This window comes from Marinovum sp. 2_MG-2023 (genome assembly GCF_030548265.1).
GTDB lineage: Bacteria > Pseudomonadota > Alphaproteobacteria > Rhodobacterales > Rhodobacteraceae > Marinovum.
On the sequence record NZ_JAUOSD010000002.1, the window covers coordinates 42,719 to 57,178 of the forward strand.

Annotated in this window: 12 protein-coding genes; 3 read left to right on the forward strand and 9 right to left on the reverse strand. The window is 59.7% G+C overall.

What is annotated here, in order from left to right; translation table 11 throughout:
* Nucleotides 1-76 precede the first annotated feature (76 nt).
* On the forward strand, nt 77-2,083 hold the full coding sequence (locus Q4577_RS03080) for a TonB-dependent receptor plug domain-containing protein (protein WP_303468783.1): 2,007 nt from the start codon (nt 77-79) through the stop codon (nt 2,081-2,083).
* Nucleotides 2,084-2,183: 100 nt separating this feature from the next.
* Here Q4577_RS03080 and proC read toward each other — a convergent pair whose 3' ends face one another.
* The 9 genes from proC to Q4577_RS03125 are packed head-to-tail and all read right to left on the reverse strand — an operon-like array spanning nt 2,184 to nt 10,830.
* Nucleotides 2,184-2,972, reverse strand: a complete 789-nt coding sequence (gene proC, locus Q4577_RS03085; RefSeq protein WP_303468822.1) for a pyrroline-5-carboxylate reductase — start codon at nt 2,970-2,972, stop codon at nt 2,184-2,186.
* A gap of 20 nt (nt 2,973-2,992) precedes the next feature.
* Complete coding sequence (locus Q4577_RS03090) at nt 2,993-3,919, reverse strand: aminotransferase class IV (RefSeq protein WP_303468782.1); 927 nt, start codon at nt 3,917-3,919, stop codon at nt 2,993-2,995.
* 23 nt (nt 3,920-3,942) lie between these two features.
* Nucleotides 3,943-4,869, reverse strand: a complete 927-nt coding sequence (locus Q4577_RS03095) for an ornithine cyclodeaminase family protein (RefSeq protein ID WP_303468781.1) — start codon at nt 4,867-4,869, stop codon at nt 3,943-3,945.
* Nucleotides 4,866-5,603: an amino acid ABC transporter ATP-binding protein gene (locus tag Q4577_RS03100; protein ID WP_303468780.1), complete on the reverse strand. Its 738-nt coding sequence runs from the start codon at nt 5,601-5,603 to the stop codon at nt 4,866-4,868. Before Q4577_RS03100 ends, Q4577_RS03095 begins: the two co-directional genes overlap by 4 nt.
* Entirely contained in the window at nt 5,596-6,675 is a 1,080-nt protein-coding gene (locus Q4577_RS03105) for an amino acid ABC transporter permease (protein ID WP_303468778.1), read from the reverse strand. The genes Q4577_RS03100 and Q4577_RS03105 overlap by 8 nt, the downstream gene beginning before the upstream one ends.
* A gap of 1 nt (nt 6,676) precedes the next feature.
* Nucleotides 6,677-7,813 carry an ABC transporter permease subunit gene (locus Q4577_RS03110; protein WP_303468777.1) on the reverse strand — a complete coding sequence of 379 codons (1,137 nt, stop codon included), beginning with the start codon at nt 7,811-7,813 and terminating at the stop codon, nt 6,677-6,679.
* Nucleotides 7,814-7,870: 57 nt separating this feature from the next.
* Nucleotides 7,871-8,905 carry a transporter substrate-binding domain-containing protein gene (locus Q4577_RS03115; RefSeq protein ID WP_303468776.1) on the reverse strand — a complete coding sequence of 345 codons (1,035 nt, stop codon included), beginning with the start codon at nt 8,903-8,905 and terminating at the stop codon, nt 7,871-7,873.
* A 28-nt stretch (nt 8,906-8,933) separates the two neighbouring features.
* Complete coding sequence (locus Q4577_RS03120; RefSeq protein WP_303468774.1) at nt 8,934-10,091, reverse strand: mandelate racemase/muconate lactonizing enzyme family protein; 1,158 nt, start codon at nt 10,089-10,091, stop codon at nt 8,934-8,936.
* A 1-nt stretch (nt 10,092) separates the two neighbouring features.
* A complete protein-coding gene (locus Q4577_RS03125) occupies nt 10,093-10,830 on the reverse strand; it encodes a GntR family transcriptional regulator (RefSeq protein WP_303468773.1) in 738 nt (245 codons plus the stop codon).
* A gap of 165 nt (nt 10,831-10,995) precedes the next feature.
* Here Q4577_RS03125 and Q4577_RS03130 point away from each other — a divergent pair, with 165 nt between their 5' ends.
* Together Q4577_RS03130 and Q4577_RS03135 are read left to right on the forward strand one after the other, a co-directional pair.
* The gene (locus Q4577_RS03130; protein ID WP_303468772.1) at nt 10,996-12,672 is read left to right on the forward strand and encodes an aconitase X; all 1,677 of its coding nucleotides are present in this window, start codon (nt 10,996-10,998) and stop codon (nt 12,670-12,672) included.
* A 249-nt stretch (nt 12,673-12,921) separates the two neighbouring features.
* Nucleotides 12,922-14,445 carry an ABC transporter substrate-binding protein gene (locus tag Q4577_RS03135; RefSeq protein ID WP_303468771.1) on the forward strand — a complete coding sequence of 508 codons (1,524 nt, stop codon included), beginning with the start codon at nt 12,922-12,924 and terminating at the stop codon, nt 14,443-14,445.
* Nucleotides 14,446-14,460 lie beyond the last annotated feature (15 nt).

Genomic DNA, 14,460 nt, shown 5'->3' on the forward strand with positions numbered 1-14,460 from the left:
TGGTCTTGCACCGCAATCAGGCCGCCAGCATATCGTCGCAAGCTACCTTTTCCTCAATCAATGAAAAGGCGCGCGGATGATGAAATCCAAAGCTCTCATGTCCATTCTGGCGGGAACGACGATCGTCGGATTCTCGTCAGCCACTGTGGTTTCTGCGGAAGACGCGTTCCTTGGAACGATTGTTCTGGCCCCGCCTCAGTTCAATCCCATCTCCGCCGGCGAGGAAGGTCTGTCGGACCTGGCCACGGGAGAGGTCGATGTGACAAGCGCCGGAATTGCGCTCAGCAATCCCGCCGATCTGTCAGAATTGTTTGTGGCAGAGCCGACCATCGCGGTCGGCAGCTCTATTCCGATGTCGCAGAAGGTCTATGTGCAGGGGATCGAAGAAAACAACCTTGCAATCTCGATCGACGGGGCGCGGCAAAACAACAAGATTTTCCATCACAACACGACCACGCTGATTGATCCGGCCCTGCTGAAAGCGGTGCGGATTGATCCCGGTGTGGCCCCGGCCGATGCCGGCCCCGGCGCGCTTGGCGGGTCATTGGCCTATGAAACCAAAGACGCGGCTGATCTTTTGGATGCGGACAAATCCATGGGCGGGCGTTACAAGCTCGAATACGACAGCAACGGCGGAATTCTGTCCAACAGCCTGTCGGTCTATGGCATGGAAGGCGGGTTTGAATACCTTGGGTTTGCCAAATATGCCGAGGGCGACAATCGCATTGACGGCGACGGCGATGACATTGTGGGCTCTGGCACGGATGTTCTGAGCGGCCTTGCCAAATTCGCCTATGAAACCGAAAGCGGCAGTCGGTTGGAATTTTCGATGGAGCGGGTCAAGGATGACAATGCCCGGCCTTATCGTGCCAACATCGGGGCCATTATCGGCGGCAGACCGGTGCCGGACACCCGCCCCTATGATCTTGACCGCACGAATTATGTGCTGACCTATACCGAAACGGCGCCTGACGGCTGGTGGGATCCCAAGATCCAGCTGGCCTATAGTGTCACCGACCTGCGGATCACGGAACCGGATCAGCAGATCAATGGATCAACCGATAGCCTGAGTGGCGTCATTCAGAACCGGTTCAATCTGGCCAATGGGTCGATCACGGCGGGGATCGATTTTTATTCTGACGAGGCAGAGTCGGATTATTTCTATCTGCCGGATGCCGCATGGGATGAAGCCGCCGAAGAGCAACTGCGCAATTTCGGGATCTTTGCGCAGGCGCGGCTTGAACCAACGGCCAGCACACGTGTGTCGCTGGGGGGGCGTGTCGATTTTCAGGAATTCGAAGGTGTTGACGGCTCGACGCAATCGGCCTCTGGCCTGTCCGGCAATATCTCTGGCGAATGGGACGTGACGCAGGCGCTGACGTTAAGCGCGGGCTATGCCCATGTCTGGGGCGGGATCGAGCTGGCCGAGAACTTTATCATGAACCCGTCCTGGACCTATGCGGATGATATCAAAGAGGTCACATCGGACAGTTTCTATGTCGCGGCGGCCTATCAAACCGGCAATTGGACCCTGGACGGCAAGGTGTTTTCCACCGCGCTCGACAATGCACGGGCGGCAAGTTACGGAGCCGGTCCGGCGCTTTCGGCGGATGTTCTGTCACAGGGGTATGAGCTGGGCATTGGCTATGCCTGGATGAATGGTTTTGCCCGTGTCGGTTATGCCAAACTGGACACCGAGGTGAACGGGCGGACCGCAGATTCCTATACCGGCAATTACCTGACCATGCCGATGGGCGAGTTCATCACGCTGCACACCGCGCATCGGTTCGAAAATGGCTTGCTGATTGGCGGCGATGCGCAAATCGCGCTGGATTCTGAAAACACCTATGACACCGCCACCGGGGGCGATGGGCCGACCTTGCCGGGGTATGCCGTTGCCAATGCCTTTGTCGAATATACCCCCGCCAGTTTCGGCAGCCTGACGCTGCGCGCCGAGATCAACAATCTGTTTGACGAAGATTATGCGGCGCGCGCCACCTATGGTCAGGAATTCGTCGACGCGGTGGTGCCGTTGAACGAACCCGGTCGGTCCTTCCGGCTGAGCGCTGAAATGCGGTTCTGACGCCCTCGGGATCGGGACCGACAACAAGGAAAAGGCCGACGATCACGTCGGCCTTTTTGAATTTCGGGGGGTATCTGGTCTTGATAGCCTGGGACAGAGGCTAGGGTTGGCTCAACGCGATGCTTCGGTCGCGGGACGCACAGGCGGCCGTTTCCATCAGATCGAACAAACCGGTTTTCGGGGCCAGCAGATGTGCCAAGGCTTCGGCGGTTGTGCCGCCTTTTGACGTCACAGCCCGGCGCAAGTCACCGGCATCGGTGCCGGTTTCGCGCATCATCTCGCCCGCCCCGGCGACGGTGTGCACCGCAAGTGTGGTGGCCAGATCACGCGGCAATCCCATTGCCTCGCCCGCCTTGGTCATGGCTTCGGCCATGGCAAAGACATAGGCCGGACCGGACCCCGAAATGCCGGTCACGGCGTGCAATTGCGCCTCGTCTTCCAGTTCGACCGCCGCACCAACCGCGCCAAAAAGCGCGCTGGCCAGGGCGCGCTGTGCATCGCTCACATTGGCATTGCTGGCAAACACGGTGATCCCGGCCCCGACGGCGGCCGGTAGGTTGGGCATCGCCCGAACCACCGGCGTTTTCGCGCCAAAGACAGCTTCATAATAGGCCAGTGGCGCGCCGGTCGCGATGGTCACCACAATGGTGTCACCATCGCCAAAAGTGGCAAGCGGCGGCAGGACATCCCCCAGAACCTGCGGCTTGGTCGCAATGACCAGAACCGCCGGATTGTCAGGCAGCGCTTGGTTCAGATGGAACCCGGTTTGCGCCTTGAGCCAGTCCGAGGGAGCCGGATCCTGCACATGGATCGCCCCCGGCGTGACGCCGCTGGACAGCCACCCCTCCAACAACGCCTTGCCCATGAAGCCGCAGCCGATCACCACCATGCCGCGGTCGTTGATCGCCTTCACAATGTTGCCCCTGTGTCGGCCCGGATCAGATCCTTGTACAGCGCCTGAATGCGTTCCATCACGGGGCGCTGGCCATTGCCGATTGCCTTGCCGTCGATGGTGCCAACCGGGGTCTGCGCACCAAAGGTGCCGGTCATGAAGGCCTCATCCGCGCTATAGGTTTCATACAGCGAATAATTGCGTTCATAGACCGGAATGTCATTGGCCTTGCACAGGTCGATCACCTTTTGGCGGGTGACACCGGCCATGCAATAATCCCCGGTCGAGGTCCACACCGCGCCCTTGCGCACAATAAAGAAGTTGCAGGCGTTGGTGGTGTTCACGAAACCATGCGGATCAAGCATCAGCGCCTCATCTGCACCCACCTGTTGCGCCTGAATACAGGCCAGCACGCAGTTCAGCTTTGAATGGCTGTTGTATTTGGCATCCTGGCTCATCGGCAAGCCACGCACCTGCGGGACGGTTGCCAGGGAAATGCCACGCGTCTGCAAGGCGGCAGAGGGCTTGGAATGTTCCATGATGATCACCAGCGTCGGGCCAGAGCGGCTCAACGACGGGTGTTGATACGGCTTGGCCTTTTTGCCGCGGGTCAGCATCAGGCGGCAATGGGCATTGTCGGTCATGCCGTTGGCCGCAGCTGTGCGGGTCAGCGCGTCAAGAATGCCGGCGCGGTCCATGCCCACATCCAGCGATACAGCGTGGCAGGAGCCGAAAAAGCGGTCCATATGCTCCTCGAAAAAGGCCCATTTGCCGTTGTACAGGCGCATGCCTTCCCACATGCCATCACCCAGCATGAAACCACTGTCATAGACCGATACCTTGGCCTCGTCCCGATGCACGATCTCGCCGTTGACATAAACCTTGGTGTCAAGGTTCCGGGGATCTTCTTCGGCATCATGCGAGGTCTGTTTTTCATCCAACATGGATTTTATCCTTATTCAGCAAATTATTGGTCGACGTCGCCAAGGATGGCAAAGGCGGTCATCAGATCCAGATGCGCCCCACCGCCATTCTTGAAAACGGTGATGTCGTCGGGACCGGTGCGCCCGACCTGACCCTGGCTCAACTGGTAAAGATCGGCCAAAACATCGGTTTCGGCGATTGCCCCGCTGGCCAGGGGAATTTTCAGCTCGCCGATGTGGTGCATGGTGGTGTCGCGGCTGTCGACAAAGATCCGGGCCTTTTGCAACAGCGCATCGTCAGCCTCGCGCATTTCTGCCCGAAACGCCCCGATCAGATCGACATGGGTGCCGGGGGTGATCCACTCGCCACGAAGCACCGGGTCGCTCGACATGGTGGCGGTGACAACGATATCGGCCTGACCGGCCGCATCGGCAAGATCGGTCACGGCCTCGACCGGCAAACCGCTGGTCACCAGATCCGCCGCCAAGGCACGCGCTTTGTCCGCCGTGCGGTTCCAGATCATGATACGCTCAAGACCGGGCAAGATCTGGCGATAGGCGGCGGCGACATTACGCGCGACCTGTCCTGCGCCAAGGATCAGCAATGTCTTGCTGTCCTTGCGGGCCAGATAACGTGCGCCAAGCGCGCTGTCGGATGCGGTTTTCAAATCCGTGACCAATGGGCTGTCGATGGTGGCAATCAACGCCCCGGCGCGGTCTTCGAATACCAACATCGCACCCTGAACCGTGGGCAGGCCACGGGTCGGGTTTTCTGCCATGACAGTGACGCTTTTGACGCCATATCCCAAACCCTCGATCCAGGCTGCGCGGCTTAGCAGCGTGCGCCCCGGCGGGCCGAGAAAGACATCCTCGATATGGGCGGGTGGCATCCGGTGTCCGGCGTCAATGGCATCCACGATCATGGCCCAGTCAATTTGATCGCCAAACGATTGGCGTGTCACTATTTTCATCGCTGTACAGCCTTCATGAAGTCACGGGTGATTTGATGGGTCGGCGCGGTGAACATCTGTTCTGCCGTGCCTTCTTCGACGATGCGGCCTTCGGCCATCAGGATCACACGGTCGGCCACGGCGCGGGCAAACCCCATTTCATGGGTGACACAGATGATGGTCATATCTTCGCGCGCGAGGGCCTGCATGACATCCAGCACCTCGGAAATCATTTCCGGGTCAAGCGCCGAGGTCGGTTCGTCAAACAGCATGATCTTCGGCTTCAGACACAGGGCACGGGCCAGCGCCACCCGCTGTTGTTGGCCGCCAGACAGCTGATCCGGGTATTTCTCGGCGTGGATGTCCACCTGCATCCGAGCCAGTTGCGTGCGGGCCTCCTCGGTTGCGGCGGCGCGGTCCTTGCCGATGGCGCGGATCTGCGGCAGCACACAGTTTTCCAGGATTGTCAGATGCGGAAACAGGTTGAAGTGTTGAAACACCATACCGACCTGTTTGCGCACCAGATTGCACAGATGCCGGTCATCCCCGACCGCAAGGCCCAGAACCTCGACCGAGCCAGAGGCATAGGTTTCCAACCCGTTGATGCAACGGATCAGCGTGGATTTGCCAGACCCGGACGGGCCGCAGATCACCAGCGTCTGGCCGTCCGGCACATCAAGGCTGACGTCGCGCAGCGCGTGATAATCGCCATAATATTTGTCGACGGATTGAATGTGGATTGCGGGATCAGCCATGTCCGAGCCTCATGCGGGTTTCAAGCCACGCGCCATAACGCGACAGACCAAAGACGAAGATGAAGTAGATAAAGGCGAGGAAGACGTAGACCTCGACATATTGATTGCCCCATTCGCCGGTGCCTATGGCGGCATTGCCCGAGGCCATCAGCTCGAAAAAGCCGACGAAGGTGACAATCGAGGTTTCCTTGAAGGTAATGACCGCCTGATTGATGGTCGAAGGCAGCGTATTGCGGAACGCCTGTGGCAACAGGATATCCACCACCAGGGACCAATAGGGCATGCCCAATGCGATGGCGGCTTCTTCCTGACCGGCAGAGGTGGATTGCATCCCGGCACGGATGATTTCGGCCTGATAGGCGGCAAAGAACACCGCAAAAGCCACAACCACGCGCATCAGCTTGTTGCCTTGCAATGCCTCTGGTGCGATCAGCGGCACCACCACGGCGGCGGCAAACAGAATGGTAAGAAGCGGCAGCGAGCGGACGAAATCAATGATCAGGCCAAAGGATTTGGCAATCACCGGCAAATCGGATCGCCGCGCCAACGCAAAGAGCACCGCCAGCGGCATGCCGATCACAAACACCGCCGAAAAGATGAACAGCGTCAGCGCCAAGCCACCCCATTGTTCGGATGTGACCAGCGGCATGTTCCAGAACCCGCCGCGCATCAACAGCACAAACACCGTGAACCCGCCGACCCACAGGGCCGGCAAACGCCGCACCGACCAGAACAGAGGCACACAAGACAGCACCATTGTCGTAATGATGACGAAACAGGCCAGAGTGGACCGCCATTGTTCGGCATAGGGGTAAAGGCCGAACATGATCAGCCGCCCGCGGCTTTCAATCACCGCCCAGCAGGCGCCGGCCTCATAGGTGCATTGATCCCGGTTCTCCAGCCGGAAAATCGCGTCAAGGATCGCCCAATCGACGACGCCCATCACAAACCAGATGATCAGCGCCCCGAACACCAGGGAAATGACCGCGTCCAATTTGGTGGCAAAGAAATGTTTGCGCAGGGCTGCAACAAACCCGGTCGGGTTGTCTGGATTGCTGAGTGTCAGGCTCATCTCAACTTCTCCCCTTGATCTTGATGCGGTCGTTGATCGCGTTCATCACGAAGGCGATGGAATAGTTCAGCACAATGAACCCGCCCATCAGCAACGCCAGAAGCTCCAGCGTTTGACCGCTTTGGTTGATGGATGTTGAAATCACCGCGAAATAGTCGGGAAAACCCACGGCAAGACCCACGGTCGTGGCCTTCATGAGCCAGACATATTGGTTGGTCAGCGACGGCAGCGAGGCGCGCAGTGCCAGCGGCACAAGGATCAGCCGGTTGATCTGAAACGTGCTCAGCCCCAGCGAACGACCTGCCTCCAGTTTGCCCCGGTCGACCGAGATCAGGCCACCGCGAATGATTTCGCCGATATAGGCCGCCCCGAACAACACCAAACCAATCACCAGCGCGGTCATTTCCGGTTTCAGCGTGACACCCCCGGCAATGCGCAGACCTTTGAGCTCAGGCAACGAAAGGATCGGCGTGCCCGCCTCATGGCCCAGCACCGCAAGAATGACAAAGATCACCCCGACCCCGCCCAAAGCGCCGCCAAACCGGACCACCGCAGACAGCCGTTCACGGCTCAGCCAAAGCCACAGGCCCGCAGCCACAATCGCCAGGGCCAGATATACAAGACCCCCGTCAACCAGCGGAATACCGGGCAGCACGATCCCCCGGTTGGAGAGCATCGCAATATCCCAAAGATTGTAGGCCTGTTTCGGCCCCGGCAGATGGGTCAGTACGGCATACCAAAAGAAGACCTGCAAAACGACGGGCACATTGCGAAACACCTCGACATAGGTCGTGCCAACGATCTTCATCAGCGTATTGCTGGACACCCGGAACAGCGCCAGAAGGATACCCAGGATGGACGCGAAAAACAGCGTGAGAAAGCCGACCAGCATGGTGTTCAGCAGCCCGGCAAATATGATCCGGCTATAGGTCGATCTTGCGCTGACCTCGATGACCGAAAAATTGATCGGCCACCCGGTTGTGCGCTCCAGAAAGCCAAAGCCTGTGGCGATCCCCTGGGCGACGATGTTGCGTTGGCTGGTGACAACGAGGCCATACACCACGAGCACCACAAGAAGGATAAAAGAAGTCTGTATCGCCGCCCGTCTGAAGCGGCGAGATGCAAGTAACTGGCGCATGTTTGCTTTTCCGGCTTGGGGAAGAGCCGCCCAGAAAGGGCGACCCTTCTGCTGGGATTAGTCCAGAACCAGCGGGTAAAGGACGCCGCCGTTATTCCAAAGATTGTTCAGCCCACGCGGGAGTTTGTACCGCGAACCTTCGCCAACGGTGCGATCATAAATCTCGCCGTAATTGCCGACCGCCTTGATCACGTTGTAGGCCCAATCGTCGCTCAGCCCCATGCGTTCGCCGACGCCGGGGGTCACACCCAACAGACGCTCGATTGTTGGCGAGGGCGGGTTGGCCTTCATCTCGTCGACATTGGCCATGGTGATCCCGCTTTCTTCGGCCATCAGCAATGCGCTGACCATCCAGTTGATCACGTCAAGAAAGTCTTCCTGACCCTGGCGCACCACGATGCCTTCGGGTTCAAGCTTCATCACATCGCCAAGGATGGTAAAGGCGTCGGGGTCCGGCGCATTGACGCGGGTGGCGGACAGGAACGGACCAAAGCCCGCGATCGCATCACAGCGGCCGTTATAGAACGCGGCGCGCAGCTCTTCGCCTTTTTCAAATGCCAGCGGCTCATAAGAAACACCGTTGGTTTCCATGTAATCCGCCAGAACACGTTCCACAGTGGTGCCCGCATTGACGCAGAACACGCCGCCATCCAGATCCGCGATGCTTTCGGCGCCCAGCTCTGTCTTGGCCATGGTGTAGAAGGGGCCAATGAAATAGGGGCGCGAAAATTGCAGGCCAAGGTCGGTGTCGCGCGATTGGGTCCAGCCGGTGACCTTGATGATCACATCGACGTCACCCGATTGCAGCGCCGGGAACCGCTGGGCGAAGCTGACCGGAATAACCTGCAGCTTGTCCGGGCTGCCAAGGATCGCGGTGGCCAACGCCTTGCAGAATTCAATGTCGAACCCCTGCCATGCGCCTTCGCCGTCGACTTCGGCAAACCCAAGATAGCTGCCGTTGTGGCCGGTGCAGAGCAGGCTGTCGCGTTCCTTGATCGTGTCGAGCAGGTTCGCTTCCTGTGCGCTGGACGCGGTCGCGCCCGAAAGGGCAAGCGCCGCCGCCCCTGCAAGTTTGATAATGGAATTGGTCATCGGTTTCTCCGTCTGTTGAACTTGAATGTCATGGCCGCTTTTGCGGTTCTTCGAACGCGGTTGGGGCGTTCTTTGTATTGGCTGCTGTTGTGATGTCCTCCGGCAGCGAAACGCCAATGCCGGGGAGGTTCGGCAAGGCGAAATCTTTCGGCGCGCACCCCAGCGGGTCCAATCCGAATTGCTTGAAAAAGACCTGGTGCACGGTGTGATATTCCACATGCGCCACAAGGTTTTCGGCGGCTGCGATGTGACAGGCGGCCATCAACGCCACGCCGGTGGAAGACACCTCCAGCGACAGGCGGGTCTGGCTGCCGGCACATAAATTCGCCAGCGCCCGCACGCCGGCCACACCGCCACTGGCGACCGGGGCCGTTTGCAAAAAGGCGATTTTCGCCGTGTTGACCAAAAGCGCATGCACTTCGCGGCGGTATTCGGCCTCAAGCGCCATCACCGGCACACCGGCGCGCGACAGGCGCGCCATGCCGTCGATGTCATAAGCCTTGGTCGGGGACTGGAACGCTTCGATCCGGCCCTCTGGCAAGGCACGGTAAATCGCCAGCGCGTCCTGGGCCGTATAGGAATAGACCCCGTCGATGATCAATTTGGCCTCGGGCGGCAAGACGGACAAAACCGCCCTGACCCGGCACAGATCGTCCTCGATCGACAGCCCGCCGATCTTCATTTTGCTTAATCCGAACCCCTGCGCGGCAAAGCCGGCCATTTCGGCAACCAGATCGTCGGTGGTTTTGCCCTGACCATAAAGCCCGCCACTGGCATAAAGATCCGCCGTGCCGCGCCCCGCGGGGTTCAGACATTGCCACAGCGGCACGCCGTCCCGGCGGCTGCGCAAATCCCAAATCGCCAGATCAATCCCCGACACCGCAGAGGTCAGGATGCCATGCCGCGCGGTCAAGGTCGCCCGGTCGATCAAGCCCGCCGTGATGCCGCCCACTTCGTTTAGGTCGGCCCCGTCAAAATGCGGCAGAACCTCTGTGCGCAGAAACGCCAGCAATGCGTCGGGCGCGGTATCAAAGCACCAGCATTCGCCAAGCCCCCGATTGCCGGCATCATCCTCTATCATCACGAAAACAGCGTGCTTCAGGGTCCATCGGATTGCCGGGTTCCACAGCTTTCCGCCAAGATCATTGGCGTGCGTGGCGAGCGTGATGCGGGCGATCCGGCTCAACTTAGGACTCCTGCGTTTTCGGCATCGCGGGCGGATCGCCGATCTTGAAACTTTCGTCCGGCTCGTGGCGCAGGGCAGCTAGAAACCGGTCGTGGAATTGCATCGAATGGGCGTGGGCGATGGCATCCGCCGCCGTGACGTCCTGTGCCTCGATCGCGTCGACAAAATCATGGTGCTGGTCGCGCATGACGTGCTTGCGGTTTGCGGCGTCCAGATACCGAACATGAATATGCAGCAGCCTGCGCGCTTCGGACAGCAGCACACGATATTGCCGGATGACATACGGGTTGCGCCCGGCCTCGGCCACGCCGACGTGAAAGGCGAAATTCGACTGCATGATCTTCAGCGCGTTGGAATCATGGACAAACAAGTTGAAATCATCCGCCAGCGCCCGCAGCCGAACGATGTCTTCTTCTGTGCGGTTCTGCGCGGCAAGCCGGGTTGCCAGACGCTGCTGAACATCAAGCGCAAGAATGAATTCAGGAAAATGTTTAAGATCAACCGGCGCCACAATTGTCGAACGATTGGGCAGGCGCTGCGCAAGTCTGGATGACGTCAGACGATAGAGCGCCTCGCGGATTGGCGACCGTGACACGGCAAACCGTTTCGACAGCCCGACCTCGTCCAGCGGCGCGCCGGGTTCCAGCGTCAGCGTCAAAATCTCATCCCGCAGGATGTCGTGAATTTCCGAAGCGGCAAGACCGCGCTGATAGGGTTTGGCCGTGTCATCAGTGGTCATTTTGGGGCCTCTGAAATTCTGATGAGCCTGAGCGACTCACCTTGCTTTCCATTGTGTACAACATGTATGCAAGACGCGGCAAGGGCGGATTTTCGGATCTCGACCGGTTGGAAATGGCACTTTGGACGCTGTCGGCGGGGCAAAACACGCCGACAAGGGGGTTAGATGGATCAGATAATTGTGGCGCATGACGTTGGCGGCCCTGTCCTGCAATGTTCGGAAGGGCTGAGTTTTTGGGGCGGTGTGAATGCCGCGACCGGCGTGGTGCAGGACGCCCACCATCCCCAGGCCGGCGCCACGCTTGCCGGGGCCATCGTGATGATGCCGACCAGTCGCGGTTCCTGTTCCGGTAGCGGCGTGTTGCTGGAACTGGCTCTCAACGGCCATGCCCCCGCCGCTTTGGTGTTTCATGAACCCGAAGACATCCTGACGCTGGGGGCCTTTATTGCCGGGCGCATGTTTGATCGTCCGGTCGCCGTGCTGCGCCTGTCACGCGAAAGCTATGATCGCCTGGCAGAACACCCCAGCGCAACAATCCAAGGGGACAGTATCATCGCCGGGGATCTGACGCTGGCATTGACGCCGCTGGACGGCAGCGCGCTGTGTATGTCGGACGCGGACAAGGCCATGCTGGCGGGCGACAAGGGCGAGGCAGTCAAGCTTGCGATGGAGGCGATTTTCACCATGGGCGTGGTGCAAGGGGCGGCACGATTGACCGATATCACCCGCGCCCATATTGACGGCTGCATCTATGCCGGGCGCGCCAACCTCGTCTTTGCCGAAAAGATCCGCGATATGGGCGCGCGGGTCACCGTTCCGACAACCATGAATGCCATCTCTGTGGATCAGGACAATTGGCAATCGCAGGGCGTGCCGCCCATTTTCGGCGAACCCGCCAGCAGGCTGGCCTCGGCCTATGTCACGATGGGCGCCAGCCCGACGTTTACCTGTGCCCCCTACCTTGCCGATGATCGCCCGCGCGAAGGCGAGGACATCGGATGGTCGGAATCCAACGCCGTGATCTATGCCAATAGCGTGTTGGGCGCGCGAAGTGTCAAACATCCTGATTTCTTTGATCTCTTTGTGGCCATGACCGGCCGCGCGCCAATGTCGGGGGTCTATCTCGCTGAGAACCGCCAAGCGCAGCTGCGCATTCATATCGACCTGCCGGAACACTACAGCGAAGCGATCTGGCCGTTGATCGGCTGGGTTGTGGGCCAAGCCGCGCCGGATCGGATTCCCGTAATCGAGGGGCTGGAAGATGCCGAGATCGGGACCGATGACCTCAAGGCGCTGTGCGCCGCTTTCGGAACGACATCCGCAATGCCGATCCTGCATATTCGGGGCGTGACGCCCGAGGGGAACCTACCGGCACGGGAGGATGCCGAACACCGCACATTGACGTCAGAGGCGCTTGGCCGGGCCTGGGCACAGCTGAACAGCGGCCCGACACAGATCGACCTTGTGGCGCTTGGCAGCCCGCATTTCTCGCTTGATGAGACCCGCCGACTGACCGAATTGATGCGGGGCCGCAGATGCACGCCCGCGACCGCAATGATCGTGACGCTCAGCCGCGAAACCTATGCCCAAGCCACAACAGAGGGGCTTCTACCCGTGCTGGAGGCCGCCGGCGTTCAGATTGTCAAAGATCTGTGCTGGTGTTCGATCTCGGAACCTGTCTTTCCGCCAAACGCCCGCAATCTGATGACCAATTCCGGCAAATACGCCCATTACGCGCCGGGGCTTTCTGGTCGAACGGTACGTTTCGGCAGTTTGGAAGATTGCGCCAAAGCGGCCGAAAGCGGCCATATGTCAAAGGAAGTGCCGGCCTGGTTGATGTGAGGCGCGCGCCTTGATGGTTTGCACATACGCGGCCCGGACCGGCGCATGACCCTGACAGGGGCATTCCCTCATCCAATGCCGCGCGATGCATCACCATTGCTGCAACATCAGGCACCCCGCCCCCAAGGTTGCGTTTCAGGAAACAATTGCCCGCGAATTCGCAATTTTTGAAACCTCGATCCTGCGATACTCTTCCCGATATGAACGCGCCCCTAGTCTATAACGAGGCGCAATTGGGAGGAGAAAATTATGCAATTTCAAAAGATCTTGCGCCGCGCGGTCCTGTCTGCTGCGGTGCTTGGGGCATCTTCGGCCGCTTTCGCGGGGTCCGAAGATGACACCCTGCGGGTTGCCATGGCCGAAGAGATCCTGAATCTCGACTACAATTATACCACCAAACGCGAATATATCATTCTGGCACAGCTGACTGATGCCAAGTTGTTCGAATTTGATCCCGAAACCCAGGACGTCCTGCCATCCGTCGCCACCAGCTATGAATGGGTGGACGACACCACGCTCGACGTGGTTTTGCGGAGTGACGTCCAGTTCCACGACGCCAGCCCGCTGACCGCCAAGGATGTCGCCTATAGCTATAACTGGCTGCGCAGCGCAGAAAGTGAATCCAACGCCACCGGCGTGGTCGAACGCTGGTTGGAAAATGCCGAAGTGATCGCGCCGGACCGGGTTCGGTTCCATATGACGGCGGTTTACCCGCTTGTGCTGCGCGACATGTCCAGCCGCATCATGCTGCGCAAAGAGGGCACTTATGACGACGGTGGTGAAATCAACCGTGATGCCATGGCCAGCGATCTGATCAGCACCGGACCCTATCGGGTCGAAAGCTTTGAGCCGGGCACCGAATTGGTACTGAAACGGTTTGACGGCTATTTCGGTGTCGCCCCGGCGATCGAGACGATCGTGGTGCGCAATATCCCCGACATTGGCACGCAACAGGCGGAAATGATGTCCGGCGGCATCGATTGGGTGTTCAAGGTGCCCGAAGATGTGGCCACCGCCGCCGATGCCCACCCGGATGTCAACTTCCTCAGCGGGCCTGACCTGCGCATCGGCTTTCTTGTGCTGGATGCCGGCGGCTGGAGCGACCCCGAAGGCCCGATGACCAAGGTCAAAGTCCGCCAGGCCGTCAATCACGCGCTGAACACCGAAGAGATTGCCCAATACCTGATGGGCGGCTCGTCCCAGGCCATTCACACCGCATGTCATCCGGCGCAATTCGGCTGTGATCAAAGCGTGACGCGCTATGGCTATGATCCCGAACGGGCCAAGGCGTTGCTGGCCGAGGCCGGTTATCCCGACGGCTTCCCGCTGGATCTTTGGGCCTATCGCGACAAACCGGTGTCCGAGGCGATTGCCGCCAACCTCACCGCCGTCGGGATCGACGTCAACCTGCGTTATGTCAAGCTGGAGAGCCTGAATCAGGCGCGTGCGGCCCGCGACATTCCCGTCTATTTCGGGACATGGGGATCGGGCGGCACCGCCGATACCGCGGCCATCGCCCGAATTCACTTTGCCGACGGCGACCGCAATCTGTCGCGCGACGCCGAGCTGACGGAAATGATCCTCGCCGCCGAACAGACCGCCGACCCGGACAAGCGCAGAGCGCTGTACACCAAGGCCCTGGGCCGCATCGCCGATCAGGCCTATTGGGCGCCGCTGATGTCATACACGGCAAACTATCTTGTGGCTTCGGATCTCGACTTTCCGCTTAGCCCCGATGGGTTGCCGCGTTTGCAAAACGCACGCTGGAAGTGATCTTTTATCGGCGGC